The organism is Bradyrhizobium sp. BR 10289 (assembly GCF_019455385.1).
Lineage (GTDB): Bacteria > Pseudomonadota > Alphaproteobacteria > Rhizobiales > Xanthobacteraceae > Bradyrhizobium.
Genome location: NZ_JACOFR010000005.1, coordinates 95,197 through 121,152 on the forward strand (window position 1 = coordinate 95,197; position 25,956 = coordinate 121,152).

Annotated in this window: 24 protein-coding genes; 14 read left to right on the forward strand and 10 right to left on the reverse strand. The window is 63.6% G+C overall.

The annotated features are described in order from the left end of the window. Nucleotides 1-15: 15 nt before the first annotated feature. A complete protein-coding gene (locus HYH08_RS11535; RefSeq protein ID WP_220009912.1) occupies nt 16-1,557 on the reverse strand; it encodes a bifunctional aminoglycoside phosphotransferase/ATP-binding protein in 1,542 nt (513 codons plus the stop codon). A gap of 193 nt (nt 1,558-1,750) precedes the next feature. Here HYH08_RS11535 and HYH08_RS11540 point away from each other — a divergent pair, with 193 nt between their 5' ends. Both HYH08_RS11540 and HYH08_RS11545 read left to right on the forward strand, forming a co-directional pair. Then, a complete protein-coding gene (locus tag HYH08_RS11540) occupies nt 1,751-2,584 on the forward strand; it encodes a universal stress protein (RefSeq protein ID WP_220009913.1) in 834 nt (277 codons plus the stop codon). A 53-nt stretch (nt 2,585-2,637) separates the two neighbouring features. Further along, nucleotides 2,638-5,331, forward strand: coding sequence for a bifunctional acetate--CoA ligase family protein/GNAT family N-acetyltransferase (locus HYH08_RS11545; RefSeq protein WP_220009914.1), 2,694 nt, complete (start codon nt 2,638-2,640; stop codon nt 5,329-5,331). 9 nt (nt 5,332-5,340) lie between these two features. On the opposite strand, the gene HYH08_RS11550 is transcribed toward HYH08_RS11545, so the two are convergent. Both HYH08_RS11550 and HYH08_RS11555 read right to left on the reverse strand, forming a co-directional pair. Then, nucleotides 5,341-5,829 (reverse strand): phage holin family protein, encoded by a 489-nt coding sequence (locus HYH08_RS11550; protein WP_220009915.1) that lies wholly within the window; start codon nt 5,827-5,829, stop codon nt 5,341-5,343. After that, nucleotides 5,830-6,105: a hypothetical protein gene (locus tag HYH08_RS11555; RefSeq protein ID WP_220009916.1), complete on the reverse strand. Its 276-nt coding sequence runs from the start codon at nt 6,103-6,105 to the stop codon at nt 5,830-5,832. It abuts the gene before it with no gap. A 175-nt stretch (nt 6,106-6,280) separates the two neighbouring features. Here HYH08_RS11555 and HYH08_RS11560 point away from each other — a divergent pair, with 175 nt between their 5' ends. Genes HYH08_RS11560 through HYH08_RS11570 form a run of 3 tightly spaced genes read left to right on the forward strand, consistent with a single transcriptional unit; the run spans nt 6,281 to nt 9,294 of the window. Continuing rightward, the gene (locus HYH08_RS11560; protein WP_220009917.1) at nt 6,281-7,417 is read left to right on the forward strand and encodes an ABC transporter permease; all 1,137 of its coding nucleotides are present in this window, start codon (nt 6,281-6,283) and stop codon (nt 7,415-7,417) included. A 2-nt stretch (nt 7,418-7,419) separates the two neighbouring features. Then, complete coding sequence (locus tag HYH08_RS11565; RefSeq protein ID WP_220009918.1) at nt 7,420-8,187, forward strand: ABC transporter ATP-binding protein; 768 nt, start codon at nt 7,420-7,422, stop codon at nt 8,185-8,187. Between the two features lie 3 nt (nt 8,188-8,190). Further along, nucleotides 8,191-9,294, forward strand: a complete 1,104-nt coding sequence (locus HYH08_RS11570) for an ABC-type transport auxiliary lipoprotein family protein (RefSeq protein WP_220009919.1) — start codon at nt 8,191-8,193, stop codon at nt 9,292-9,294. A 6-nt stretch (nt 9,295-9,300) separates the two neighbouring features. On the opposite strand, the gene HYH08_RS11575 is transcribed toward HYH08_RS11570, so the two are convergent. After that, nucleotides 9,301-9,618 carry a c-type cytochrome gene (locus HYH08_RS11575; RefSeq protein WP_220009920.1) on the reverse strand — a complete coding sequence of 106 codons (318 nt, stop codon included), beginning with the start codon at nt 9,616-9,618 and terminating at the stop codon, nt 9,301-9,303. A 152-nt stretch (nt 9,619-9,770) separates the two neighbouring features. Between HYH08_RS11575 and HYH08_RS11580 the strand changes: the two genes are divergently transcribed. From HYH08_RS11580 to HYH08_RS11585, 3 genes are all read left to right on the forward strand, one after another. Beyond that, a complete protein-coding gene (locus tag HYH08_RS11580) occupies nt 9,771-10,484 on the forward strand; it encodes a helix-turn-helix domain-containing protein (protein ID WP_220010125.1) in 714 nt (237 codons plus the stop codon). 97 nt (nt 10,485-10,581) lie between these two features. After that, nucleotides 10,582-10,716 (forward strand): hypothetical protein, encoded by a 135-nt coding sequence (locus HYH08_RS37670; protein ID WP_283844124.1) that lies wholly within the window; start codon nt 10,582-10,584, stop codon nt 10,714-10,716. 278 nt (nt 10,717-10,994) lie between these two features. Beyond that, the gene (locus HYH08_RS11585) at nt 10,995-11,723 is read left to right on the forward strand and encodes a Crp/Fnr family transcriptional regulator (protein ID WP_220009921.1); all 729 of its coding nucleotides are present in this window, start codon (nt 10,995-10,997) and stop codon (nt 11,721-11,723) included. A 10-nt stretch (nt 11,724-11,733) separates the two neighbouring features. On the opposite strand, the gene HYH08_RS11590 is transcribed toward HYH08_RS11585, so the two are convergent. Then, nucleotides 11,734-12,510 carry a cyclase family protein gene (locus tag HYH08_RS11590; RefSeq protein ID WP_220009922.1) on the reverse strand — a complete coding sequence of 259 codons (777 nt, stop codon included), beginning with the start codon at nt 12,508-12,510 and terminating at the stop codon, nt 11,734-11,736. A gap of 299 nt (nt 12,511-12,809) precedes the next feature. Here HYH08_RS11590 and HYH08_RS11595 point away from each other — a divergent pair, with 299 nt between their 5' ends. From HYH08_RS11595 to HYH08_RS11610, 4 genes are all read left to right on the forward strand, one after another. After that, nucleotides 12,810-13,781, forward strand: coding sequence for a TRAP transporter substrate-binding protein (locus HYH08_RS11595; RefSeq protein ID WP_220009923.1), 972 nt, complete (start codon nt 12,810-12,812; stop codon nt 13,779-13,781). A 64-nt stretch (nt 13,782-13,845) separates the two neighbouring features. Continuing rightward, entirely contained in the window at nt 13,846-14,394 is a 549-nt protein-coding gene (locus HYH08_RS11600) for a TRAP transporter small permease (protein WP_220009924.1), read from the forward strand. Then, entirely contained in the window at nt 14,385-15,677 is a 1,293-nt protein-coding gene (locus HYH08_RS11605) for a TRAP transporter large permease (protein WP_220009925.1), read from the forward strand. Before HYH08_RS11600 ends, HYH08_RS11605 begins: the two co-directional genes overlap by 10 nt. A 24-nt stretch (nt 15,678-15,701) precedes the next feature. Then, nucleotides 15,702-16,508, forward strand: a complete 807-nt coding sequence (locus tag HYH08_RS11610; protein WP_220009926.1) for an SDR family NAD(P)-dependent oxidoreductase — start codon at nt 15,702-15,704, stop codon at nt 16,506-16,508. Between the two features lie 15 nt (nt 16,509-16,523). On the opposite strand, the gene HYH08_RS11615 is transcribed toward HYH08_RS11610, so the two are convergent. The 4 genes from HYH08_RS11615 to HYH08_RS11630 are packed head-to-tail and all read right to left on the reverse strand — an operon-like array spanning nt 16,524 to nt 20,808. Continuing rightward, on the reverse strand, nt 16,524-17,222 hold the full coding sequence (locus tag HYH08_RS11615; protein ID WP_220009927.1) for a molybdate ABC transporter substrate-binding protein: 699 nt from the start codon (nt 17,220-17,222) through the stop codon (nt 16,524-16,526). Continuing rightward, nucleotides 17,219-19,351 carry a xanthine dehydrogenase family protein molybdopterin-binding subunit gene (locus HYH08_RS11620; protein ID WP_220009928.1) on the reverse strand — a complete coding sequence of 711 codons (2,133 nt, stop codon included), beginning with the start codon at nt 19,349-19,351 and terminating at the stop codon, nt 17,219-17,221. The genes HYH08_RS11615 and HYH08_RS11620 overlap by 4 nt, the downstream gene beginning before the upstream one ends. Continuing rightward, a complete protein-coding gene (locus HYH08_RS11625; RefSeq protein ID WP_220009929.1) occupies nt 19,348-19,818 on the reverse strand; it encodes a (2Fe-2S)-binding protein in 471 nt (156 codons plus the stop codon). Before HYH08_RS11625 ends, HYH08_RS11620 begins: the two co-directional genes overlap by 4 nt. Before the next feature lie 15 nt (nt 19,819-19,833). Then, nucleotides 19,834-20,808: a tripartite tricarboxylate transporter substrate binding protein gene (locus HYH08_RS11630; protein WP_220009930.1), complete on the reverse strand. Its 975-nt coding sequence runs from the start codon at nt 20,806-20,808 to the stop codon at nt 19,834-19,836. 233 nt (nt 20,809-21,041) lie between these two features. On the opposite strand from HYH08_RS11630, the gene HYH08_RS11635 reads away from it, so the two are divergent. Both HYH08_RS11635 and HYH08_RS11640 read left to right on the forward strand, forming a co-directional pair. Beyond that, nucleotides 21,042-23,174, forward strand: coding sequence for a molybdopterin oxidoreductase family protein (locus HYH08_RS11635; RefSeq protein WP_220010126.1), 2,133 nt, complete (start codon nt 21,042-21,044; stop codon nt 23,172-23,174). A gap of 117 nt (nt 23,175-23,291) precedes the next feature. Next, nucleotides 23,292-24,074 (forward strand): enoyl-CoA hydratase/isomerase family protein, encoded by a 783-nt coding sequence (locus HYH08_RS11640; protein ID WP_220009931.1) that lies wholly within the window; start codon nt 23,292-23,294, stop codon nt 24,072-24,074. A gap of 46 nt (nt 24,075-24,120) precedes the next feature. Here HYH08_RS11640 and HYH08_RS11645 read toward each other — a convergent pair whose 3' ends face one another. Continuing rightward, on the reverse strand, nt 24,121-25,416 hold the full coding sequence (locus tag HYH08_RS11645; RefSeq protein WP_220009932.1) for a site-specific integrase: 1,296 nt from the start codon (nt 25,414-25,416) through the stop codon (nt 24,121-24,123). Nucleotides 25,417-25,956: the final 540 nt, after the last annotated feature.

A 25,956-nucleotide genomic window follows, 5' to 3' on the forward strand; every position in this document is an offset into this window, starting at 1 on the left:
CCTGGTCCGCGTCAATCAGATTGCCTTATTGCCCTCGGAGATCGCGTCCCGGCAGCTCCGGAGCGTCTGCTCTTGCGTCCCGGATGCATCGATGCTTGCCCAACCGATGTGGCCGATATTATAGTGCTCCTGCTGCGCGGCAACCTCTTGCGTGGCGTCGGATGCGTCTCCCCGACGGCTTCCGATTCGCGCCTGGCGCGTGGCGAGGTCCGCAATCAGGAATAATCCACGCAGTGGCACGTTGCATTCGCGGGCCAGGTCGGCAAGTTCGTCCCGTTCGGACTCGCGTGCAAAGACAGCGTCGACGATTGCGGAATGGCCTTGTGCCAGCACCTCTCGGGCGCGATGCAACAGCACCTCGTAGACCTGTGCCGTCACCTCGGGCCGGTACGTGGAGGGTGGCAGCCGGTCGGTGTGTGCCACCCGAAACAGCTGCTTGCGAATGACGTCGCTGCGTAGCACGACGGCTCCTGGTTGCGGCGCGATGTCGGGTGCGAGCGCACGGGCGAGGACGGATTTGCCGGTGCCGGATAGTCCGCCAACCGCGATCAGGCGCGGCGCGGGTGGGCGGATCAGATCCAAGGCGAGATCGAAATAGCGGCGTGCGTGGCGAGCAACACGGGTTTGGTCGGCATCGGGCCGGGCCAGGCGTGCCAGCGTCACCTGGGCGCGGATGCCGGCGCGAAGCGACATGAACAGCGGCAGGACGGAGAGCGCGTCGAGATTTTCGGCCGGTGTGCAGGCCAGATATTGGTTCAGGACGATGTTGGCTGCGACGCGCTGGTCGTGATGCAGCAGGTCCATCAGCATGAAAGCGAGGTCGTAGAGCACGTCGACGGTTGCGATTCGCGGGTCGAACTCGATGGCATCGAACAGGACGGGCTGATCGCCGATCGACACGATGTTGGCGAGATGCAAGTCGCCATGGCAGCGGCGCACGAAGCCCTGACGGCCGCGATCTTCGAGCAGTGGCTGCAGGCGCAGCAACATCGCGTGCGAGGCTTCGGTGAGCCGCTCGATCTCTTTAGCCTCGATATGGTTGCCCATTAGGAGGCCGTCGCTGTTCGCGACGATGAGGCCGGGGATGGAGGCAACCCATGCCTTGGCGTCGGCATGGGGCGCCGCCGCATGCGCCGCCGCGATGGCGTCAGCAGCAGCCGAGGCAAGGTTCGGATCCAGCGGGCCTGCTTTCGCCAGATGGTCCAGCGTGCGGCTTTCGTCAAAGCGCGACATCTCGACCGCATACTCGACCGGCCGGCCGCTTCCGTCGACCTTCAGCGACCCGTCCGCTTCTTCGGTGATGGCGACCACGCGGTGGTAGATCTGCGGCGCCAGCGGCCGGTTGATCCTGATCTCCTCCTCGCAGGCAGCCTTGCGTTTCTCCAGCGTCGAATAATCGAGGAACGGAAACCGGACGGCCCGCTTGATCTTCAGCGCGCGGGGCCCGTCGAGAAAGACCGAAGCCGCATGCGTATCGATCCGCCTCACTTCCGGATGGTTGTCGGAATCGGTGAGCGCCGCAAAGATCCGGTTCTGGGTCGCGGAATCGTCTGTCATCCCTGCTGGCACGTCCCAATGCGTCGGAAGGCGATGCGGCCGCCAACCCAATTTAATGCTTAGAATGCTGTCGCCGCCAGTCCTTGACTTCGATCAATGCGCATCTCCCGGCCGGCAGAGTTGCCCGGGCTTGATGAGGATCAAGCATCCCCGAGAAAAGCCGGCCTATGCTGGTCGTTAAGGAGAACCCCCGATGCCCATCAAGGATGTCTTTCTGCCGCTCGTCGGCCAGCCCCGGGGGCCAGCCCTTGCCGCGATCGAGAAATGCGTGGCTGTTGCCGCCGACCTCGGCGCCAGGATTTCTGCGCTCGCCCTCGAGGACGAGGTTTTCGTGCGTCCGAAGGTGATGCTCCCTGATGATGCGGCTTCCGTTGCGACCGACGCCGCGGTTGCGGATATGCAGGTGCTCCTGAATACATTCACCGGTGCCACCGCCCGCGCCAACATTCGCGCTCAAAGCCGATCGGCCAAGGTTCCTGCAGACCAGATCGCAGCGATCCTGGCCGAGCATGCGCGCTTCAGTGATCTCACACTGTTCCCTGTGAAGCCGCATGACAGCCAAACGGAGCACATCGTCGAAACGTTCCTGTTTGAATCCGGGCGGCCGGTGCTGCTGTGCCCGGAGCAGCATGCGGATGCGCTGCGTCCGGAATTCGAGACCATCATGATCGCCTGGGACCACTCCGCGCGCGCGGCACGCGCCGTTGGCGATGCGATGCCGATCCTTCAGGCGGCAGCATCGGTTCGCGTGCTGACCGTGACGGACGACAAGACCGACGCGATCGTGCAATCCGGAGCGGCTCTCATCAGCCATCTGAGGGAACACGGCGTCTACGCGTCGTTTGAGACGGCGAAGGGCAGCGGCAGCTCGATCGGCAAGGTGCTCGGAAGCTGGGCAAATTCCAATGCCGTCGACGCGATCGTGATGGGCGCCTATCATCATTCGCGTCTGAATGAGATCGTCTGGGGTGGTGTGACAAAGACCGTCATTGGCCAGCCACCGTGCTGGGTTATGATCTCGCACTAGGCCTGTCGCGGCCTGATCGCCCAACCACCGGAACCGCCAGCGCGCATTTGTTCATGTCCACTTATCGTTTGAAGAACCTGCTGTCGCCGCGTTCCGTGGCGCTCGTCGGGGCGAGCGCCCGTCCGGTCTCGGTGGGACGCGCCGTTCTGGAGAATATTCGCAACGCCGGATTCAAGGGACAGTTCGGCTTGGTCAATCCACGCCATGCCGAGATCGGCGGCGTCGCTTCGGTGAAGAGCCTGGACTGGCTGGGCTTCGTGCCCGAGCTCGTGGTCATCACCGCGCCGGCGCGGGAAGTTCCCGACATCATCGACCAAGCCGGGCGACGCGGGTCGGCCGGTGCCCTGATTGTCTCGGCAGGGCTCGGTCATGGACCGGGATCCCTGCAAGAGCAAGCCATCGCCGCAGCCCGCAAATACGGCATGCGACTGATCGGGCCGAATTGCCTCGGCATCATGATGCCCGGCGTCAGCCTCAATGCCAGTTTTGCCGCGCATATGCCGGGGGCGGGCAATCTCGCGCTGATCTCGCAATCCGGCGCGATCGCCGCCGGCATGGTGGACTGGGCCGCGCAACGCGGCGTCGGCTTCTCAGGCATCGTCACAATCGGCGACCAGATCGACGTCGATATTGCCGACCTGCTCGACTATTTCGCGATGGATCACAACACCCGCGCAATCCTGCTCTACATTGAGGCGGTCAAGGATGCGCGCAAGTTCATGTCGGCGGCGCGAGCCGCTGCGCGAATCAAGCCGGTCGTTGTGGTGAAATCCGGCCGCATGGCCCAGGGCGCCAAGGCGGCCGCGACCCATACCGGAGCGCTCGCGGGCGCTGATGCTGTCTATGACGCGGCGTTCCGCCGCGCGGGCGTCCTGCGGGTCTCTGACCTCCGCGAGCTGTTCGACTGCGCCGAGACGCTCGGCCGCGTCGAATCGCCGGCGGGAAAGCGCCTGGCCATCCTGACCAATGGCGGTGGCATCGGCGTTCTCGCCATCGATCGGTTGGTCGAGCTCGGCGGAATTCCAGCGTCGATCTCGACGGAAGCCCGTAAGAAACTTGACGACGTGCTGCCGCCGACCTGGTCCGGGGCCAATCCGGTCGACATCGTCGGCGATGCCGATGCATCGCGCTATGCGGCGGCGCTGGAGCTGCTGCTCGCTGATCCCGACAACGACGCCGTCCTTGTTCTCAACGTGCAGACCGCGATCGCCCCGGCTGCAGACATCGCCGCAACCGCGACGGAGCTGGTCGGAAAATATCGCAAGCAGCAGGGCCGATGGGCAAAGCCCGTACTGGCCGCCTGGGTCGGAGCCGATCAAAACATCATTCAGACGCTCTCTGACGCAGGCATGCCAAACTATCCGACCGAAGACGATGCGGTGCGGGGCTTCATGCATCTCGTGAGACACCGGGAAGTGGTGGAGGAGCTGAGCCAGGTTCCCCCCGCGATGCCCGATACGTTTGTGCCTGACGCACGGGCTGCGAGGCAGATCGTGGCCGCCGCGATTGCCGATGGCCGCAAATGGCTCGAGCCCGTCGAGATCAAGCATCTGCTCGAGGCCTATGACATCGCGATGGTACCAACCTATGCGGCCGCTGATGTCGAGCAGGCGGTGGCCCGTGCGAACGAGATATTTGCGCAAGGCGAGACCGTCGTGCTGAAGATCATGTCGCGCGATATCACCCACAAGTCAGACGTCGGCGGTGTCGTTCTGAACCTGACGACGCCCGACGCCGTGCGCTCAGCTGCCGCGGACATCCTCGCGCGGGCACGGAAGCTGCGCCCCGAAGCCCGCATCGAGGGCCTCATCGTGCAGGCGATGGTCGTCAAGGCCAAGGCGCGCGAGCTGATCCTTGGTCTTGCCGACGATCCGACCTTCGGCACGGTCATCGTGTTCGGCCGGGGCGGCACGGCGGTGGAAATCATCAACGACAAGGCGCTGGCGTTGCCGCCATTGGACCTGCAGCTTGCCCGTGACCTGATCGGCCGCACGCGTGTGTCGCGCCTGCTGAAGGCCTATCGTGACGTGCCAGCGGTGAAGGCCGACGCGGTCGCCATGGTGCTGGTCAAGCTGGCCCAGATGGCGGCCGATATCCCGGAGATCCGGGAATTCGACATCAACCCGTTGCTGGCGGACGAAACCGGCGTGACGGCAGTCGATGCCCGTGTCGCGGTGGGGCCGCCGCAGCGAAAATTTGCAGGCTCCGGACCTGCCAATTTCGCCGTTCGCGCCTATCCGTCGCAATGGGAGCGGCGCCTCAAGCTCAAGGATGACTGGCGCATCTTGGTGCGGCCCCTACGCCCCGAGGACGAGCCGACCATCCATGAGTTCTTGCGTCACGTGACGCCTCACGACCTTCGCCTGCGCTTCTTCGCGCCGATGAAGGAATTTACCCACGAATTCATCGCGCGCCTGACCCAGCTCGATTATGCGCGCGCGATGGCCTTCATCGCCTTCGACGAGACGACGGGCGAGATGGTGGGCGTGGTCCGCCTTCATTCGGACTCGATCTACGAGAGCGGCGAATACGCGATCTTGCTGCGGTCCGATCTCAAGGGCAGGGGGCTCGGATGGGCCCTGATGCAGCTGATCATCGACTATGCGAGGTCGGAGGGGCTGAAGACCATCTCGGGTGACGTGCTCAAGGAGAACACCGTGATGCTCGAAATGTGCCGGCAGCTTGGCTTCGAGGTCAAGCCGGATCCGGCCGAGCCTGATCTCTGCGACGTCCGGCTCAAGCTCTGAGCGCGCTGTTTAGGAGCGCGCTTCAGTCGACGTTTCAGCGGCGGTCCCCTTGGCCGACGTCCGCAGGCTTTTGATGATAATAGCGATCAGCGGCACCAGCACCGGCACGATCGTGCTCAACGGATGATGTACCGCGTCCGACACCTGGGCCTGGAGCGCGCGTGCCTCAAGCTGAAGGGCCTCGATGGACGAGCCGTGAATTTCGTTGGCGAGTTCAATATCGCGGCCGGACGCAGGACGGCCGGCGATGACGAAGAGAATCGCCGCGATGACGAAGTTGATCGCACCAAGGACGGCGGCCGCGGCGATTGCGCTCCAGATCTGAACGAGCGCAAAATAGGCCGACAACTCCAGCATCAAGAGCCCGAATGCAGCGATCAGCGCTGCAAAGGCGCGCAGGCCGAGGCCCATCAGGAGATGGCGCAGCCTGATGTCCGCGATGATCCTGTCGGAGCGCCACAGCACGCGCAGATGTTTGACGACATTTTCCGTATTCACCTAGTGTCTCCTCAGCATGAAACCGACCACTACGCCGAGTGCGAAGGCCGCGGCGAGCGACGCGATTGGGCGGTCCGCGATGAGGCCCTGAAGTTGCTCCTGCTCGTCGCTGACGGTCTCGCCGAGCTCGGCCAGCGCGACCTTTATCTGGTCGGCCAGGGCTTCCGCCCGGTCTTTCGAGCTGTCGAACATTTCCTCGCCGGCGGTGCTCAAGAGGCGTGTGACGTCAACCTTCAATGCCCGCAATTCGTCGCCCATTCTGTCGCTGTCGAACATGGATTTGATGCCTCCATTGAATGGACCGAACCTAGGACCGGCCGGCGGAACCGGGCTTGATTTGCGTCAAGAGACGGCGCCTCGGCATTGGTCTTGAGACAGGTCAAACCGGCCGCCACATGCTGGCCTAGAAATGGCGGCTGAATGGGGACCAATTGCCCCGATGAGGTGATGCGTGAACTCCGAACCGCTGCTGCTGGCCACGTTCTCCGGCGATGCGCTGAAATTGCGCCCGGAAGGGCCGTGGACCGCAGCCAACGTGTCGGCACTCGAAACGCTGTCCCGTTCGGTCGGCGCGAATGTCGATCGATCCCGCGCTGTGACGCTGGATTTGTCGGGCGTCAGCGCGCTCGATACGCTTGGCGCCTGGGTTCTGGAGAAGCTGTCGCGCCGGGCCGCGTCGTCCGGCAGATCGGCGGAATTCGTCGGCGTCGCCGATCATTTCAGCGGCCTGATGGACGAAGTACGCCAGGTCAACCGTCATACGCCGGCGCCTGTCGCGGCGCAAAATCCGGTTCTGCTCAGGCTCGGCGATCTCGGCAAGTCCACGGTCGGCGCGGGCGAAGACATCACAATCTTCCTGCAAATGCTGGGCGCATTGTTTATGGCCGTGATCGGCGTGCTGCGCCGGCCACGATCGCTGCGGCTGACCTCGCTGGTCTATCAGCTCTACCGTATCGGGTGGCAGGCCATTCCCATCATCGTGCTGATCACCTTCCTGATCGGTGCGATCATCGCCCAGCAGGGATTCTTCCATTTCCGCAGGTTCGGCGCAGAGTCCTACACCGTCGACATGGTCGGCATCCTTGTGCTGCGCGAGCTCGGTGTGCTGATCGTCGCCATCATGGTCGCGGGGCGCTCGGGAAGTGCATACACGGCCGAACTCGGCTCGATGAAGATGCGCGAGGAGATCGACGCGCTCTCGACCATGGGGCTCGATCCCATTGATGTCCTGATCCTGCCGCGCGTTGCGGCGCTCGTCATCGCACTGCCGATTCTGACCTTCATCGGCTCGATTGCCGCGCTTTATGGCGGTGGCCTGGTTGCGCAGTTCTATGGCGATATGGGGCCAGCGATCTACATCGCGCGGCTGCATGAGGCCATTTCCGTCACTCATTTCGAGGTAGGCATCCTGAAGGCGCCGTTCATGGCGCTGGTGATCGGGATCGTGGCCTGTAGCGAGGGATTGCGCGTTAAGGGCAGCGCCGAGTCGCTGGGCCGCCAGACCACGACGTCGGTGGTGAAGTCCATCTTCCTGGTGATCGTGCTCGACGGCCTGTTCGCGATCTTCTTTGCCTCGATCGGAATGTGACGATGGACGCGTCGCAAGAGGAGTTCGCAATCCGCGTCCGCGACCTCGTGGTTGGCTTCGGCCGGCAGACGGTGCTCGACCATCTGTCGCTCGACGTCCGCCGGGGTGAGATCCTCGGGCTCGTCGGTGCGTCCGGCGGCGGCAAATCGGTGTTGATGCGCACCATCATCGGCCTCATCCCGCGCCAGGGCGGGACCATCGAAGTCATGGGACAGCCGGTCGGCGGCCGCAAGGAAGGCGCCGCTACGACATGGGGCATCCTGTTCCAGCAGGGCGCGCTGTTCTCTTCACTGACGGTCCGGCAGAATGTCCAGTTTCCACTGCGCGAAAATCTCGTGCTGTCGCAGGAACTGATGGACGAGATCGCGATCGCCAAGCTGGAGATGGTGGGCCTGCAGGCGCGGGACGCCGACAAATATCCGGCCGAACTGTCCGGCGGCATGACCAAGCGCGTGGCGCTGGCGCGCGCCCTCGCGCTCGATCCGCCAATTCTCTTTCTGGACGAGCCGACCTCCGGCCTCGATCCGATCGCTGCCGGTGATTTCGACGCGCTGATCGGGACGCTTCAGAAGACGCTGGGGCTGACCGTGTTCATGGTCACGCATGACCTTGCGAGCTTGACCACCGTCTGCGACCGCGTCGCCGCGCTCGCCGACGGCAGGATCGTCGCGATCGGCCCGATGCGCGAATTGCTACAATCCGAGCATCCCTGGGTGCGCGCCTATTTCCACGGCAAGCGCTCGCAGATGTTGCAACACGAAATGAGATGAGACATGGAAACCCGCGCGCCCTACGTGCTGATCGGAAGTTTCGTGCTGGCCGCGATCATCGCGGTGTTCGGCTTCGTTTATTGGCTGAACAACACCGGCGGCATCGGGCCGCGCACGTCTTACCACGTCCAATTCCAGGGACCGGTGCCGGGCCTCTTGGTCGGCGCCGGCGTGCTGTTCAACGGCATCCGAGTCGGCGAGGTGACCCAGCTCGGCCTTGCGACTGATAATCCGCGGTTCGTCAACGCAACGATCTCGGTGGCGTCCACCACGCCGGTGCGCACCGACACGAAGGTCGGGCTCGAGTTCCAGGGGCTGACCGGCGTGCCCGTGGTGACGCTGGAGGGCGGCATGATCGTCGCCAAATCGGGTGAGCCCCTGACCTTGATTGCGGAGGCCGGTGCTGGCCAGAGCATGACGCAGGCCGCGCGCGATGCACTGCGTCGGGTCGACACCGTGCTGGAGGACAATTCCGGCCCGCTAAAGGACACCATCGCCAATTTCAGGACGTTCTCCGACGGGCTCGCACGCAACACCGGCAAGATCGATGGCATTCTGGCTGGCCTGGAGAAAATGACCGGCGGCGGCACACCCGCGCAGAAGGTCACCTACGATTTGCGCACGCCGCAGAATCTCGGGCCGGCCGGCAAGACACTGTCTGCGTCGCTGGCCATCCCCGAGCCGACCGCGGTCGCAATGCTCCAGACCCAGCGCATGCTGTTCTCACCCAGCGGCGACAATCCGGGCTTTGCCGAATTCCTCTGGGCCGACAGCATTCCAAAGCTGGTGCAGGCGCGGCTGATTGACAGCTTTGAGAACTACGACATCGCCCATGCGCCTTTGCGGACGAGCGACCTCGGGCAGGCGGACTACCAGCTCCTGATCGACATCAGGCGCTTCCGCATCGCCACCGACGGCGAAGCGCGAGTCGAGATCGGGCTGTCGGCGCGGATTGTCGACAAGAGCGGCAAGGTGGTCGCCTCGCGGCTCATCGAGACCAGCGAGAAGCTCGACAAGGTCGAGCCGGGCGCAGCTGTCACAGCGTTCGACACCGCCTTCGCCCGAATCGCCGGTGAGTTGATCGGCTGGACCGTGCAGGCGGTGTAGGAGCGCCTATTCCAGCGTCTTCAGGTAGGCCAACAGATCGTGGATCTGGTCCGGATTGAGTTCGAAGACGGGCATGCCGGGATGACCAGTCGAGATGCCTTCGGCCAACGCCTCCTCGAGGGACTCGATCGGATAGCGGTTGTGCAGCGTGCGCAATGGCGGTGCGATCCTGAGCGGGCTGTTCGAGACCCGATCGATCGCATGGCAGCGCGCGCAATTCGCTCCGGCAAAAGCCTTGCCGCGCTGCTCGGCAGTCTGAGTCGCGAGTGCAGGCGTGACCAGAAGCAGCCCAATCAGACCGTGGCGCAGCGTGGCTTGCAGCATGTAAAGCGATCCCCTCGAACTCTGGACGCAGAATAAGTCGGGGATGTCGGGCAAAATTGATCTGGGTCAACTGGCTTTGGCGCGGTGCAGTAAAATGCAGCCGGCGCGGTAGATTTTGCCTGATGCAGGGCGGCCGGCGCTTGGAGCGGTGGATGAAGCCTTCGATGGTCACGATTGAACCGAGCGGGCATTTCTGTAGCGATTGCGCCGTACGCGGATCGGCGGTCTGTGCGTCGCTGGATGCGGCCGAACTCAGGGAGTTCGAGCATCTCGGGCGCCGCGTCCATTTCGACGCGGGCGAGACCGTGTTCTCCGAGGAGGACATCACGACTTCCTTCTACAACGTCCTTGAAGGCGTCATGCGGCTGTACAAGCTGCTGCCCGATGGTCGGCGGCAGATTGTCGGGTTCGCGCTGCCTGGCGATTTCCTGGGGATGAATTTGTCCGGCCGCCACAATTTCTCGGCCGATGCGATCGGCGGCGTCACCGTGTGCCAGTTCGCAAAGGTGCCGTTCAACCGTTTCATCGAGGATCGGCCGCATCTGCTCCGGCGAATCAACGAGCTGGCCATTCGCGAGCTGAGCCAGGCGCGCGACCACATGGTTCTGCTCGGCCGCCGCTCCGCGGACGAGAAGGTCGCGACCTTTCTGCTCGGCTGGCGCGAGCGTCTGGTCTCGCTCGAGGGGGCGTCGAACACCGTTCCGTTGCCGATGAGCCGCCAGGACATTGCCGACTACCTCGGCCTGACCATCGAAACCGTCAGCCGCACCTTCACCAAGCTGGAGCGCCGCGGAGCGATCGAGATCATCCATGGCGGCATCAGCCTACTCGACCCGGTCAAGGTCGAGACCCTGGCGGCGCCCTGAAGCCTGACCCGGCCCCCACACTCCTAAATTTTGATCCCGATCAATGCCGCCCGGCGCCCGTCGCCCATAGTGCCCAAAATAATCAGGGGAGGGCATCATGCCGACCGACGCGCTGCTGGTGACGATCATCGTCGTGGCTATCTTTGTCGCATTCGCCGGGGTTCTAGCCTGGGCAGACCGGCAAACCAGCCCAGGCCGGCTCGATTCGGGCGCCGGGCGCAAAAGCTCCTGAGACCCTTCCCTATTAGCGGTTCAGCACCGCTTGCGTTCTCCGGTAAGCCCGTGGTCGCTCGGCAGCGCCTCAGCGCCTCAGCGTAAGATGCCGCGCGAGGGCTGCAACTCTGCATCGACGGAGACGCATTGGCGCATCTTCCGGGTGCGGCCTCGCGCCTGACCGCGGCATTTTCGCCGTATTTGGCTCAAACCGTGTGCATGCTTTCCGGTTGAAAAGCCTGCTAACACTGACTACGCAGGAACAGCAGTGCCTCGCAGTCTTAGGAGCCCAGCGGCGTGCCTCAGGACAAGACCGGCGACCCCCGACAGTCGGCGGGTAACAAATTATCGGTCCTGCGTAAGCACCCGATCTTCGCGGATCTGGAGCCGGAGGCGCTTGACCAGCTTTGCCGCTATGCCAAACACGCCACGGTGAAGCGCGGTGCGACGATTGCCGCCAAGGGCGATCCCGGCAACAATCTGTTCGCGGTGATCACGGGAACGGTGAAGATCTCCTCTTCGTCGCCCGATGGGCGGAATGCCATTCTCAATCTGATCGGTCCCGGAGAAATCTTCGGCGAGATCGCCGTCCTCGATGGTGCGCCGCGTTCGGCTGATGCGACCGCCAATACCAATTGCGAGCTCTACATCATCGACCGCCGCGACTTTCTTCCGTTCGTGAAGAGCCAGCCGGCGCTTGCCATGAAATTCATCGAGCTGCTCTGCGCGCGCCTGCGCTGGACCAGCCAGCAGGTCGAGCAGGTGATCCTGCAAAACCTCCCGGGCCGGCTCGCCAGCGCTTTGCTCGGTCTCACCGAAGAGCGCAAGCTCGACTCCGGCAGCGGCACGCTCGCCATCACGCAGCAGGAGATCAGCGAGATGGTGGGGATGACGCGCGAAAGCATCAACAAGCAATTGCGCGTCTGGGCCGGACGCAACTGGGTTCGTCTCGAGCACGGCGCCATCGTCGTTCTCGATACCGACGCGCTGCGTGAACTCGCCGAGAGCGGCCTCGACGGCGAGTGAGCCCTTGTCGCTAGCTGTCGATGATGGCGACCGCCCGGGTCCAGCCCGCGGAGGCGCGTTCGATCTTCACCGGAAAACATGAGACCGTGAATCCGGTCGATGGCAGCTTGTCGAGATTGTGCAATTTCTCGAGATGGCAATAGCCGATGTGCCGGCCCGCCTTGTGGCCCTCCCAGATCAGTCCGGCATTTTTTGTTTCCGCATATTTCCGGGCGGTGTAGACGAACGGCGCATCCCAGCTCCAGCCGTCGGTGCCGGTCAGCCGCACGCCGCGTTCGAGCAAATACATGGTGGCTTCATAGCCCATGCCGCAGCCGGAATTGACGTAGTCGGCCTGGCCGAATTTGGCACCGGCACTGGTGTTGACGACGACGATCTCCAGCGGCGACAGCGTGTGTCCGATCCGCTTCAGCTCCGTCTCGACATCGGCGGCGCTGGCGACATAGCCGTCGGGCAGATGCCGGAAGTCCAGCTTGACGCCGGGCTGAAAGCACCATTCCAACGGGACCTCGTCGATCGTCCACGATCGCTCGCCGCGATTCATGGTTGGATGGAAGTGCCAGGGCGCGTCGAGATGCGTGCCGTTGTGCGTCGACAGCGAGACCTGCTCGACCGCCCAGCCCTGTCCGTCGGGCAGATCCTGCGCCTTGAGGCCGTCGAAGAACTGCAGCATGCGCGGCAGGCCTTGGCTGTGATCGATATACTGGATCGTCGGATGATTGCCCGGCGGATCGGCGGTCACGTCGTTTCGAAGCGGCACGGAAATATCGATCAGCTTCCGCGGCATGGCGTTTCCTCGCGATGTTTTGTTGCGTCGCATTTTGGGCAGGCGCTGCCAATGGCGTCAAATCACGCGCCGGTGTGGACCTATTCGGACAAACGGTAGCCAATGTCGGTTGCGGTCCCGAACGGGTGGGGACCGATCAATGCAACTCCAGCATTGATCGATGCCGCATTTGGCTTGGACAGAGAATGCCGCCCGCCCTAGGGACGACATTGGCGCTTGACTTCACACCGGAAGTGGAGCGACCCAAGGCGGCCCGCAGCATCTGCCCAATAACATAATCACCTCAGGAGGAAGCCTCGATGAAGACACTCACCAGTATCATTGCAGCCGCTCTGCTGGCGATCTCAGCGCCCCTGGCGACCGCACGCGATTTCCGCTCCGCCGACATCCACCCCGCCGATTATCCGACCGTCGAAGCGGTCAAGTTCATGGGCAAGCAGCTCGCGGCGGCGAGCGGCGGCAAGCTCGGCGTGAAGGTGTTCCCCAACGGCGCCCTGGGCTCCGAGAAGGACACCATCGAGCAGCTCAAGATCGGCGCGCTCGACATGATGCGCATCAACGCCTCGCCACTGAACAACTTCGTGCCCGAGACCATCGCGTTGTGCCTGCCCTTCGTGTTCCGCGACACGCAGCATATGCGCACCGTCCTCGACGGACCGATCGGGGATGAGATCCTGGCGGCCATGGCGCCCGCAGGCCTGATCGGCCTTGCCTATTACGACAGCGGCGCCCGGTCCATCTACACCGTCAAGGCTCCAGTCAAGTCGCTCGCCGACCTCAAGGGCCTGAAGATCCGCGTCCAGCAATCCGATTTGTGGGTCGGCATGATCCAGAGCCTCGGGGCCAACGCGACGCCGATGCCTTATGGCGAGGTCTACACTGCGCTCAAGACCGGCCTCGTGGACGCCGCCGAGAACAACTGGCCCTCTTACGAGTCCTCACGCCACTTCGAGGCCGCCAAGTTCTATAACGTCACCGAGCACTCGCTGGCGCCCGAGGTTCTCGTGATGTCCAAGACGGTCTGGGATACGCTGAGCAAGGATGATCAGGCGATGATCCGCAAGGCGGCCAAGGAGTCGGTGCCCGTCATGCGCAAGCTCTGGGACGAGCGTGAGCAGGCCTCCCGCAAGACCGTCGAGGCGGCCGGCGTCCAGGTCGTGACGATCGCCAACAAGCAGGAGTTCGTCGATGCGATGAAGCCGGTGTACGACAAGTTCGCCGGTGACGAGAAGCTGAAGAGCCTCGTCAAGCGTATCCAGGACACCAAGTAAGAGCAGCGGGATCGGGTCCGGCGTCGCTGCGAAGCGACATCGGATCCGTGGGAGGAGGCGCGGGATGACAGACCCACATGTTGCCAGCCACGAGCAGGAGGCCGCCGGACGCTCGTCGACCGGCTTGCTGTCGCGGATCAATGCCGTCGTCGCGCGCCTCGGCATGTATCTGTCAGTGACGGGGCTGCTCGTCATCGTCACCATCGTCTTCTATCAGGTGTTCGGACGGTACGTGCTCAACTCCAGCCCGACCTGGACCGAGAATCTTGCGCTGGTTCTGATCCTCTATGTCACGCTGATCGGCGCTGCTGTCGGCGTCCGCGACGCCGGACATATCGGCATGGACAGTCTGCTGGTGATGCTGCCGGACCATGTTCGCGAGAAGATCGAGCTCCTGATCCACGTCCTCGTCGCCGTGTTCGGCATCGCGATGGCCTATAACGGCTGGATCCTCGGTGCCTCGGTCGGAACCGTAAAAATTCCCAATCTCGGCCTGCCCGAAGTGATCCGCTACGTGCCGCTGATCGCCTCCGGCGTCCTGATCGTCTCCTTCTCGATCGAGCACATCATTGCTCTCCTGCGCGGCGAAGAGGTCGTCCCCTCATGGAACTGATCATCCTCGGCGCCACGTTCTTCGGCTTCCTGATCCTTGGCGTCCCGGTCGCCTTCGCGATCGGCCTCTCGGCGATCTGCACCATCCTCTACGAAGGCCTGCCGGTCGCCGTCATCTTCCAGCAGATGATGTCGGGGATGAACATCTTCTCGTTCCTGGCCATTCCGTTCTTCGTCTTCAGCGGCGAGCTGATGCTGCATGGCGGCGTCGCCGACAAGATCGTGCAGCTCGCCAAGAACCTCGTCGGGCACATCCGCGGCGGACTCGGCATGTCGAACGTGGTCGCCTGCACGCTGTTCGGCGGCGTGTCCGGCTCGCCTGTCGCCGACGTCTCCGCGATGGGCGCGGTGATGATCCCGATGATGAAGAAGGAAGGGTTCGACACCGACTACGCCGTCAACGTCACCACCCATGCCTCCCTGGTCGGAGCCTTGATGCCGACCAGCCACAACATGATCATCTATGCGCTCGCCGCCGGCGGCAAAGTCTCGATCGGCGCGCTCATCGCGGCCGGTCTGCTGCCGGCGCTGGTGCTGATGGTGTGCATGCTGGTTGCGGCCTACGCGGTGGCCGTGAAGCGCGGCTATCCCGCGGGCAAGTTCCCGGGCTGGGCCGAGGTGTTCCGCTCTCTTGCGGCCGCACTGCCGGGCCTTCTGATCGTCGGCATTATCCTTGCGGGCATCCTGTCCGGTGTCTTCACGGCGACCGAATCCGCAGCCGTCGCGGTCACCTACACGATCCTGCTGACGTTCTTCATCTACCGCACCATGACGCTGCCGAACTTCCTGCGCGCAGCTGCGAAAGCTGTGAAGACCACTGGCGTGGTGCTGCTGCTGATCGGTGTCTCCACCATGTTCCAGTATCTGATGGGCCTCTACGAAGTCGCCGATTTCGCCGGCGACCTCATGAGCAAGGTGTCGACGCAGCCCTGGATGATCTTCCTGCTGATCAACATCATCCTGTTCGTGCTCGGCACGTTCATGGACATGGCCGCGACGATCCTGATCTGCACGCCGATCTTCCTGCCGATCGCGATGAAGGCAGGCATGGACCCCGTGCAGTTCGGCATGCTGATGCTGATCAACTGCGCGCTGGGGCTGAACACCCCGCCGGTCGGAACGACGCAGTTCGTCGGCTGCGCCATCGGCGGCATCTCTGTCGGCGCGGTGATGCGCACCATCCTGCCGTTCTACGCCGCGCTGATCGCAGCCCTGATGTTCGTGACCTACGTCCCCGCATTCTCGCTGTGGCTGCCCCGTCTGCTGATGGGTTACAAGGGATAGCAGCAACACAGGGAGACTCCGTCCGTGACTGACTATCGCAAGCTCTTCGATCTCACCGGCAAGACGGCCGTCGTGCTCGGCGCCGCCTCGGGCATCGGCAAATCGTCGGCCGAGGCGCTGGCGGGGCTCGGGGCCCGAATCGTCTGCGCCGATCGTGCGCTTGACGCGGCGGAGGCGACCGCCGCCGGCATTCGCGACAAGGGCGGCTGGGCTGAAGCTGCCGCGTGTGATGCGGCGAGCGCTGGGGACGTTAACGCGCTCGCCAAGATCGTGATGCAGAAATTCTCGCGGCTCGACATCGCCGTGACGACGCCCGGGCTCAACATCCGCAAGACCATTCTCGATTATACCGAGGAAGATCTCGACCGGGTCCTCAACCTCAACGTCAAGGGCACGGTGTGGTTCTTCCAGGCCTTCGGCCGCATCATGGTGGCGCAGAAGGGCGGCAGCATCATCGCTTGCTCCTCGGTGCGCGCGGTGACCATCGAGCCCGGCCTTGGTGTCTACGGCTCGACCAAGGCGGCGATCGGCCTTTTGGTGAAGGGCTTTGCCTCCGAGGTCGGCCATGCCGGCGTGCGCGTCAACGCGATCGCCCCCAGCATTGCCGAGACCGCGCTGACCGGCCCGTTCAAGCAGCGGCCGGATATCTATAATCTCTATGCCGGCCACACCGTGTTCAACCGCTGGAGCAGCGCCGACGAGGTTGCGACCGCCGTTGCCTATCTCGCCTCGGATGCCGCGAGCTATGTCAGCGGCAGCACATTGTTCGTCGACGGCGGCTGGACCGCGGTCGACGGCCCGCCCACCGGTCTCACCCAATTGCACAAATAGGGCGGTCATTCGCATCTAGCCGGCAAAGCCCACGCGCTGGCGCAGATTCCTATGCTCTACGCCGGTCAGCAGCGCGATCAGGGCCGCAGCCTCCTTCGGATGCGCAGCCCGCGCAGTCACGCCGGCCGTGTACATCGTCACGAGCTCGCAGCCGGGTGGCAGCGAGCCTGAGAGTGCGATGCCGTCGGTCGCGATGATCTCGGTGGCCTGGGTACATCCGATCGGCCGCGTCGCGGTGGAGGCGGCAAGCTCCCGCATTGCGGTCGCGCCGTTCGGAAAGATCTTTAGGCGCGAGGCGACCTCATAGGCAATGCCGAGCTGGTCCAGCACTTTGGCGACGTGCTGCCCTGCGGTCGATGCCTTGGTGTCGGGAACGTAGATGGCATCCGCAGAGCGCAGGACCTCGCGCAAATCTGCCTCGTTCTGCACCGTCACTCTCGGATCTCGGCTGCGGACCGCCAGCGCGGTCTCGACCTTGCCGATATCAGCGATCGAGGAGGGGACGACCAGCTTCTCCGCGTCAAGCTTCGCGAGCAGCGCCTGCGTCAGGATGACGAGGTCGGCCGATGTGCCCGCGCGCAGCTTGTCGGCCATAATTCCGACCGCGCCGAACGAGCCGTCGATACTAAGGCCGGTCCGCGCCTTGAAGGCGTCAGTGAGGCCGCGCACCAGGCCTTGGGCCGCGCCGCCGCTCAAGATGGTCAGTGTCGTCACGATGCAAGCTCCATGGCTGCGATGATCTTGTCGCGCGTGAAGGGCAGGTCTCGCACGCGAACGCCGAGGCAATCATAGATCGCATTCGCGATCGCAGCCGTCACCGGCCCGTGCGCGGCCTCGCCGGCACCGACCGGTTCGATCTCCGGCCGCTGGATGATCTCGACATCTACCGCCGGCACCTCGCTGAACCTCAGGATCGGATAGTCCGTCCAGGACGTCGACGTAATGTGGGTTCGGTCGAAGCGGACGCGCTCCTTCAGCACCCAGCTCGTCGCCTGGATCGCGCCGCCCTCGATCTGATTGATGACGCCGTCCGGATTGATGACCTCGCCGACATCGACCGCGAGCGTCAGCCGCCTGACTCGGATGTCGTCTGCACCTTCGATCTCCGCGATCGCGGCACAATAGGCGCCCGTATTCTTGTAGCGGGCAAAGCCGACGCCGTGACCGATGCCGGCTCGTTTCTCCGGCTTCCACGCTGCGCGCCGCGCCGCGGTGCGGATGATGTCCTTCGCGCGCTCGTCGCGCAGGTGACGCAGGCGAAACGCGACCGGGTCCTCGCCGCGCAGGGTCGCGATCTCGTCGAGCATGGACTCGATCGCGAACACATTGCCTTGTCCTCCCAAGGTCCGCAGCGCCGAGGTGCGGACCGGCATAGTCAGCAGCCGGTGGCTCGTGATCGCCCAGGCCGGCAGGTCATAAAGCGGAACGGAGTTGCGGTCGCCGCCGCCGCCATTGGCGGCCGGCGGGTTGGTCGAGATCATGCGCGGGTAGGGGTTCTCGATCTCGCTTGCCGCAAGCAGCGCGGGCTGGGCCGCACGCCCGGGCCGCGCCGCGTGGCCGTTGCTCCAGATCACATGGCGCCAGCCGACGATCTCGTCGTCCGCATCCAGATCGGCCTCGATCTCGATCGCCATGGCGGCGCCGAACGGTGCGTGGGACATCTCGTCGTGGCGCGACCACTGCACCCGCACCGGACGGCCGCCGGCTCCTTTCGCCAGCAGCGCGGCATCGAGCGCGACGTCATCGGCCGCATTGTGCCCATAGCAACCGGCGCCCTCCATGTGCTCGACGACGATGTTTTCGGCCGGAAGCTTCAGCACGATCGCGAGATCTGCGCGCAGCAGGTAGACGCCCTGGCTGTGCGTCCAGACATGGACACGATCACCGGTCCATTGTGCGATCGCACAGGACGGCGCGATCGAGGCATGGGCGATGTAAGGGCGCGTATATTGTCGCCGCAGGGTTTTGACCGGTTTGTGCGTTGTCGCTGCGGCCTTGGTGTCAATGACGGTCGTTTCGACAGGCTGGCTCTTCAGGAAGCCGGCGAGATCATCTTCATCAGGCAGGGGCTGGCCCGCCGACCAATGCGCGCCCTTGCGCAAAGTCTTTAATGCGGCTTTCGCCGCTGCCTCGCTGTCAGCGACCACGCCGGCAAAGCCGCCATCGCGAATGATCGCGATGAGCCCAGGAATGGCGCGCGTGGCATCTTGGTCGAGCGCCGTCAGCCTCCCGCCCGGAACGTCCGGCCGCAGCACGCGTCCATGCACCAGCCCTGGCAGTGCAAGGTCGTGGATGAAACGTGGCCGTGCGAATACCTTGTCGGGAATATCGACCCGCTGGGCCGAATGTCCGGCGACGGCGCGCTCGGCAATGCTCTTCGCGATTGCGCCTATGGTGGCGTCGTGGTCGAGCGAGACATCGCCGGCCAGCTCCCAATAGCTGGTCCTGACATTGCCGGGACCCGAGATCTCGCCGTCATCGATATTAAGTAATGCCGCATCGACACCGAGACGCTCCGATGCAGCAGCCAGGAAGCGCTGGCGCACCTCGGCACAGGCGTGCCGCAGCGCGCGGCCGGATTGCTGGATCGACAGGCTGCCCGAGGTGACGCCTTCATTCGGGCTTATCGCGGTCGAGGCGCGGATCATCTCGATCCGGCCAACATCGACATCCAGCTCGTCCGCGGCGATCTGGGCCAGGGCCGTGACGATGCCCTGGCCGATCTCGACCTTGCCGGGTGAGATCGCCACGCGGCCTTCGCCGGTGAATGTCACCCAGGACGAGAGCCGTGGATTGGCCGCCAGGCTGGCCGGCAGTTGCGGGGCAGGGGATGGCGCGCTCATGATGCCGCCATCTCCGAGGCTGCCCGCAGCACGGCGCGCACCATGCGGTTGTGCGATCCGCAGCGGCAGAGATTGCGATCGAGCGCCGTTCTGACCTCAGCCTCCGTCGGCGAGAGATTGTGCTTCAGCAGCGCCGCCGCGCTGATCAAAATCCCGGAGACGCAATAGCCGCATTGCATCGCCTGCTCGGAGATGAAGGCGCGTTGCAGCGGGTGCGGCGCGTCCGCCGTGCCGAGGCCCTCGACCGTGACGACATCCTTGTCTGCCACCGACCACATCGGCATGTCGCAGGACGTCATCGCGCGGCCATCGACCATGACGTGGCAGGCCCCGCATTCACCGGCTCCGCAGCCGAAATGCGCACTGGTGACGCCGAGCCGGCCGCGCAGCACGTCGAGCAGCGTTCGATCGGGATCGATGTCGACGGCCATCGCCGTTCCGTTCAACTGGAATTCAATCACAGACATTCTCGATCCGCAGCCTTACGACTTGTCGAACTTCTTGACGACGTCGGCCCATTTCTCGATGTCGCCGCGCAGGAACTTTTCGAACTCCTCCGGCGTCATCGACATGGGCACGGCACCCTGTTCGGTCCAGAGCTTGACGATGTCGGGCCGCTTCACCATTGCGTTCACGGCGGCATTGAGCTTGTCGATGATGGGCTTCGGCGTGCCCGCCGGCGCCATCAGGCCGAGCCAGATCGTCGCCTCATAGCCGGCGACACCGGCTTCACTCGCGGTCGGCACCTTCGGCAGCACCGCGGAGCGCTGCTTGCCGGTGGTCGCGAGCGCACGGACCTGGTTCTCGCCGATGTTCGGCGCCATTGCCGGGACGGCATCGATCATCATCTGCACCTGCCCGCCGATCACGCCGCTGCGCGCCTCGCCGCTGTTGCGGTAGGGCACATGGACCACGTCGATGCCGGCCATGGCTTTGAACAGCTCGCCGGCCATGTGATAGGGCGTGCCCTGGCCGGAGGAGGCGTAGTTCAGCTTGCCCGGCTGCGCTTTGGCGAGTGCGATGAAGTCCGCCAGCGTCGTCGCCTGGATTTGCGGGTTCACCACGATGACGAGATCGGAATAGTTGACCGGTGCGATCGGCGCAAGGTCACGCATCAGCTCGTATTTGCGCTTGTCAGGTGTCAGCAGCGATTCGTTCGCGGTCTGGGTGTTGGACATCATCAGCAGCGTGTAGCCGTCGGCCGGCGATTTCGCCGCCTCCACCGTGCCGATGACGCCGCCCGCACCGGTGCGGTTCTCGATCACGAAGGGCTGGCCAAAGCTGTCCTGGAGCACGTTGCCGATTAGCCGGGCCGCGACATCGGCCGGCCCCCCGGCGCCGAAGGGGACGACGATCCGGACCGCGTGGTTGGGATAGTCTTGCGCAAGGGAGGGGGCCGCGGAGACTGCGGCAAGCACGCCGGCGGCCAGCGCCGGCATAAGACGTCGGGCTACCATGCCCACCTCCCTGATGTCGTTTTGTTGGCCGGCACTGTAACGGCAGGGGAGGCGGACTGTCGACGCCTCACAAAACCGGCCATCGCCGGAATATCCGGCGGCCTTCGGTGTGATCCCGCCCGATTTTGCGGTCGCGGCAGGAACCGGCCGCGCATGCGCCTTGAGCAATTCGCATGGGAAATGCCGGCAAAATGCTCTCGGCGGGCTGGTATTTTGGTGTTACGAACTGGGACATGAACCAGCACGCCAAGTTCGAAAACAAGATCGAAAACAAGATCGAAATTCGCCATTCGACCTGTCCGCATGATTGCCCGTCGGCCTGCGCGCTCGATATCGAGGTGGTCGAGGGACGCAGCATCGGACGCGTCCGCGGTTCGAAGAAGCAGACCTATACGGCCGGCGTCGTCTGCGCCAAGGTCGCGCGCTATGCCGAGCGTATCCATCATCCTGAAAGGCTGATGTATCCGCTGCGCCGGACCGGTGCGAAGGGCTCCGGGCAGTTCGCGCGGATTTCCTGGGACGAGGCGCTCGACGAGATCGGACACCGCTTCAATCAGGCCGAGCGCGAGTTCGGCGCCGAATCGATCTGGCCTTACTACTACGCCGGCACGATGGGCCTCGTGATGCGCGACGGGCTCAACCGTCTGACGCATGTGAAGAAATATTCGCGCTTCTATCAGACCATCTGCGCCAATGTCGCGCGCATCGGATTTGCGATCGGTACCGGCAAGATTGCCGGCGTCGACCCGCGCGAGATGGCGCTGTCCGACCTCGTGGTGATCTGGGGCACCAATCCCGTCAACACCCAGGTCAACGTGATGACGCACGCCGCACGCGCTCGTAAGGAGCGCGGTGCCAGAATCGCGGCGGTCGATATCTACGACAACGAGACCATGAAGCAGGCTGACATCAAGATCCTGCTGCGGCCCGGCACCGACGGCGCCTTTGCCTGCGGCGTGATGCATGTCCTGTTCCGCGACGGCTACGCTGACCGCGCCTACATGGACAAGTACACCGACTGCCCCGCCGAGCTCGAGGCGCATCTGAAGACGCGGACGCCGGAATGGGCCTCCGCGATCTCTGGCGTGCCGGTCGCGGAGATCGAGGCGTTCGCGAAACTGGTCGGCGAGACGCAGCGGACCTTCTTCCGCCTCGGCTATGGCTTCACCCGGTCGCGCAATGGCGCGACGCAGATGCACGCGGCGCTCTGCATTCCCGCGGTGACCGGCGCCTGGCAATATGAAGGCGGCGGCGCCTTCTTCAACAATTACGCGCTCTGGCATTTCAACGAATCCATCATCGAAGCCCACGACGCGATCGATACGACGACGCGCGCGCTCGACCAGTCGCAGATCGGCCGGATCCTCACCGGCGATGCCGAGGCCCTGCTCGGCAAGGGCCCGGTCAAGGCGATGCTGATCCAGAACACCAACCCGATGACGGTGGCGCCGGAGCAGGCACTGGTCCGCCAGGGTTTTGCCCGCGAGGACCTGTTCGTCGCGGTGCATGAGCAGTTCATGACCGAGACGGCGCTGATGGCCGACATCGTGCTGCCGGCAACCATGTTCATGGAGCACGACGATCTCTATTACGGGGGCGGTCACCAGCACATCTCGGTCGGGCCAAAGCTGATCGACCCGCCCGGCGAATGCCGCTCCAACCACCAGGTCTTGCAGGCGCTCGCGCCGCGGCTTGACGCGACGCATCGCGGTTTTGAGATGACGCCGCGCGAATTGATCGACGCAACGCTGAAGCTGAGCGATCACGGCGACATCGCCGGCCTCGAAGCCGATATCTGGCGTGATCTGCAACCGGACTTCCGCACTTCGCATTATCTCGACGGCTTTGCCCATGCCGACAGGAAATTCCACTTTAAGGCGGATTGGGCGCATCCGCCGTTCGGCCGGACGATGGGCGATTTCGACAAGATGCCTGATCTGCCCGACCATTGGGCTGTCATCGAGCACACCGACCAGGCTCATCCGTTCCGCCTCGCCACCAGCCCCTCGCGCAGCTTCCTCAATACCACCTTCAACGAGACGCCGTCCTCGCAGGCGCGCGAAGGCAAGGCGAGCGTGATGATCCACCCGCTGGATGCGGCGGCACTCGAGATCGCCGATGGTGATGCGGTGACGCTCGGCAATGCCAGGGGCGAGACCACGCTGGTGGCCGCGCTTTTCGAGGGCGTGCGGCGCGGCGTGCTGATCGCGGAGTCGGTGCACCCCAACAAAAATCATATCGGCGGCCGCGGCATCAACACCCTGACCGGCGCCGACACGATCGCGCCGATCGGAGGCGCTGCGTTCCACGACAACAAGGTCTGGATCCGGAAAGCAGCTTTGGCTTCAGGCGCGCTCGCGCGCTGACTTCCTGCCAATTTGTGTCGAGGCGCTAAAGCGGCACGACCTTACAGATTGCCCTTGCACCCGTCGTTCGAGCTGCCGCAAATGGTTGCCAAACGGGAGCAAGGAAGCGAGCGTGCCATGACCGACACTACAGCCGTCATCACCGAAAAGCGCGGGCAGGCGTTCTGGATCACCATCAACCGGCCGGAGAAGCGCAACGCGCTGAACGGCGACGTCATTGCCGGCATCACCAAGGGCTACCGCGACGCGCATGACGACAAGGATGTCCGTGTCATCGTGCTGACGGGGGCGGGCGACAAGGCGTTCTGCGCCGGCGCCGATTTACAGAATTCCGGCGCGGCCTTCGCGATGGATCATTCCAAGCCGAATGTCGACTATGCCGACCTGCTGCGCCTGTCGCAGAACGCGACCAAGCCGGCGATCGCGCGGATGGGCGGCGCCTGCATGGCCGGCGGCATGGGCCTGCTCTGCATGACCGACATGGCTGTCGCGGCCGATCACGTCATCTTCGGCCTGCCGGAGGTGAAGGTCGGCGTGTTCCCGATGCAGGTGCTGAGCCTGTTGCAGTCCATCGCGCCGCCGCGCCTCGTCAACGAATGGGCGCTCACCGGCGAGCCGTTCGACGCGAAGGCCGCGCAGGCTGCGGGTCTGCTCAACTACGTCGTGCCCACGGCCGAACTCGACGCCAAGGTCGACTGGCTGATCGGCCGCATCGTTGACAAATCCCCGACCGCGATCCGCCGCGGCAAATACGCCATGCGCGCCATCGCCTCGATGTCGTTCGACGAGAGCATCGCCTATACGGAGAGCCAGATCGCACTGCTGGCGATGACTGAGGATGCGAAGGAGGGGCTGAAGGCGTTCAGCGAGAAGCGCAAGCCGGTCTGGACGGGAAAGTAGGTTAGGATTTCATCGCGAGCGGGTAGTCTGAGTCCAGCGACGCGCGCTAATCAGAGGGAAGGTTGGCATTTAATCGAACAAGAAGTGATCTTATCCGTTCCTGGCGGCGCTTCTTTGTGGCTGTGATCAACTGCTTGCCGGTACGTTTGGCGTAGGTTGGTAGTTGGCGGCTCGATCGATGTCGACCCGCAGCGCGCAACTCCGCGTCCGTGAGGTCGCTGTCGGCGCCTTCCGTGAATCCCCCGTGCCGGAACGACGCAAACGAAAGTTCCTTGCGAAGGCCAGCTTCCGAAATTATCTCCTTTACCACGCTACGCAGATAACGCAGGTCCTTGCGTGGGGTAATCCATGGAAGCGGGGTTGCTGACCGGCGATGCGCGTGGTCACGTCGAAAGACCAGGCCCGGGGTAGAATCCTTCGAGATTTCGTCCAGCTCAGTCATCAGTTCAGGAAATAGAGGGACTCCAGCTTCGTCGAACAACGGCCACCAGGCTTCCTCTCCATTCTTTGGGTGCACGATCCTGACGCTGTTTGGCCGTTCGCTCGGGCGATAGTGCGAAATGTCGAAGGCACCGAACACGTGCTGTTCGCGCTGTAACCATTCCCACGCCAGCAGAGCGGCAGTTCCGATTGACCGGTAATCAAGCTTCCTTGCGGCAGCTCGGAAGGCGACAAGTTCATCCCAAGTAGCCGTGGGTGTCGGCCGTATCGGTCGCCCAGGCGCACGAGACCTTAGTCCCATGCGCGAAAATGGATTGCTGGCAGGTACGATCTTTTCTTGGGCACGTTGGCCAACGAACCAGGCGCGCCGGCAGCATGCCATAGCCATATTGGCATAGCGGCGACGCTCCCGGACGATCACGTCTCCATCGCTGCTGACTTTTGAAGTAACTAGCAGCTTCCCATAAACTGCGTCTACGAAGGCTTTCGTGAAATCGGACAGTTTCTTTGATCCCGCCCGATTTCCGTCCTTCAACTCATGACTGGCGAAGAGCTCGAGACTCCTCCTGTACAAGCGTTGGGTGTTGCTGTCGAGTTCTGCCCACTTCTGATGAGCTTGGAAGACTCCGACTAGCCAATCGAACGTGCCCGGTTCGGGAGAGACGGGGATTATGTCACTTAGTCCTTGCGATCGCCAACTCTCGAATGCGGGTAAGAGGACCTGCTCGACCCGCTCGACGGCATTGGCATAGTCGCTCCCTAAAGGTTCGGGCCTCAATTCGCAGCCCTGCCGACGAGCCCAGCTTGGCGGTGAGAAATAATAAGCAACTGTATTGTTCGTCAGCAGCTTTTGCCGACAGTATCGAGGAAGCCTAGGCTCAACCGATATCATACCAGACATAAAAGATCCTCCTGTTCCTTTGTTTCCCTTCTTCGAGGTGGCGCTGCGAACTGATCCATTATCGCCTTCGACCAAACCGGCTGCCGTAGCCTTCCTGTTCTGCGACAGCTGACCGGCGGGGGGGCGTCGCCGCGGCAGATCGCGCGGCCCAGTTCAGCTGTGTCGTCAAAGTCTAGGTAGGCAGCCGCCAGGTCTGCTCTCATCATTGCAGGCCAACTTCCAGCAGGTGGGTAGCGAGCAGGCAGTGGAGTACGCGGCGAGAGTGGGCGGCCTGATCTCATTGATAGTACCCGCAGCTGAATTCGACGAACCACGACATTCAATTGGAAAGGTCCAAACTGATCTCTCCGGGCGTCGTGATCGATCAACGGGAGTTGCAGTCGATCACAAAAGGGAGTGTTACAATTGAATATTTTGCTTCTCTACTGCGCAGTGCGGTCTGGCGGAGATAGGTTAGATTAGCGCAATAAAGAGAAGGCTTGGCGTGCTGTTATGAGGGTAGCCATTCTGATCGGCGAACATCCTGCAGGGGAAATGCTT

What these genes read in the sequence shown, in the direction of transcription:
- HYH08_RS11535 (WP_220009912.1), bottom strand. Translation starts at nt 1,557, where the DNA reads ATGACAGACGATTCCGCGACCCAGAACCGGATCTTTGCGGCGCTCACC.
- HYH08_RS11540 (WP_220009913.1), top strand. Translation starts at nt 1,751, where the DNA reads ATGCCCATCAAGGATGTCTTTCTGCCGCTCGTCGGCCAGCCCCGGGGG.
- HYH08_RS11545 (WP_220009914.1), top strand. Translation starts at nt 2,638, where the DNA reads ATGTCCACTTATCGTTTGAAGAACCTGCTGTCGCCGCGTTCCGTGGCG.
- HYH08_RS11555 (WP_220009916.1), bottom strand. Translation starts at nt 6,105, where the DNA reads ATGTTCGACAGCGACAGAATGGGCGACGAATTGCGGGCATTGAAGGTT.
- HYH08_RS11565 (WP_220009918.1), top strand. Translation starts at nt 7,420, where the DNA reads ATGGACGCGTCGCAAGAGGAGTTCGCAATCCGCGTCCGCGACCTCGTG.
- HYH08_RS11570 (WP_220009919.1), top strand. Translation starts at nt 8,191, where the DNA reads ATGGAAACCCGCGCGCCCTACGTGCTGATCGGAAGTTTCGTGCTGGCC.
- HYH08_RS11575 (WP_220009920.1), bottom strand. Translation starts at nt 9,618, where the DNA reads ATGCTGCAAGCCACGCTGCGCCACGGTCTGATTGGGCTGCTTCTGGTC.
- HYH08_RS11580 (WP_220010125.1), top strand. Translation starts at nt 9,771, where the DNA reads ATGAAGCCTTCGATGGTCACGATTGAACCGAGCGGGCATTTCTGTAGC.
- HYH08_RS37670 (WP_283844124.1), top strand. Translation starts at nt 10,582, where the DNA reads ATGCCGACCGACGCGCTGCTGGTGACGATCATCGTCGTGGCTATCTTT.
- HYH08_RS11590 (WP_220009922.1), bottom strand. Translation starts at nt 12,510, where the DNA reads ATGCCGCGGAAGCTGATCGATATTTCCGTGCCGCTTCGAAACGACGTG.
- HYH08_RS11595 (WP_220009923.1), top strand. Translation starts at nt 12,810, where the DNA reads ATGAAGACACTCACCAGTATCATTGCAGCCGCTCTGCTGGCGATCTCA.
- HYH08_RS11600 (WP_220009924.1), top strand. Translation starts at nt 13,846, where the DNA reads ATGACAGACCCACATGTTGCCAGCCACGAGCAGGAGGCCGCCGGACGC.
- HYH08_RS11605 (WP_220009925.1), top strand. Translation starts at nt 14,385, where the DNA reads ATGGAACTGATCATCCTCGGCGCCACGTTCTTCGGCTTCCTGATCCTT.
- HYH08_RS11620 (WP_220009928.1), bottom strand. Translation starts at nt 19,351, where the DNA reads ATGAGCGCGCCATCCCCTGCCCCGCAACTGCCGGCCAGCCTGGCGGCC.
- HYH08_RS11625 (WP_220009929.1), bottom strand. Translation starts at nt 19,818, where the DNA reads ATGTCTGTGATTGAATTCCAGTTGAACGGAACGGCGATGGCCGTCGAC.
- HYH08_RS11630 (WP_220009930.1), bottom strand. Translation starts at nt 20,808, where the DNA reads ATGGTAGCCCGACGTCTTATGCCGGCGCTGGCCGCCGGCGTGCTTGCC.
- HYH08_RS11635 (WP_220010126.1), top strand. Translation starts at nt 21,042, where the DNA reads ATGAACCAGCACGCCAAGTTCGAAAACAAGATCGAAAACAAGATCGAA.
- HYH08_RS11640 (WP_220009931.1), top strand. Translation starts at nt 23,292, where the DNA reads ATGACCGACACTACAGCCGTCATCACCGAAAAGCGCGGGCAGGCGTTC.
- HYH08_RS11645 (WP_220009932.1), bottom strand. Translation starts at nt 25,416, where the DNA reads ATGTCTGGTATGATATCGGTTGAGCCTAGGCTTCCTCGATACTGTCGG.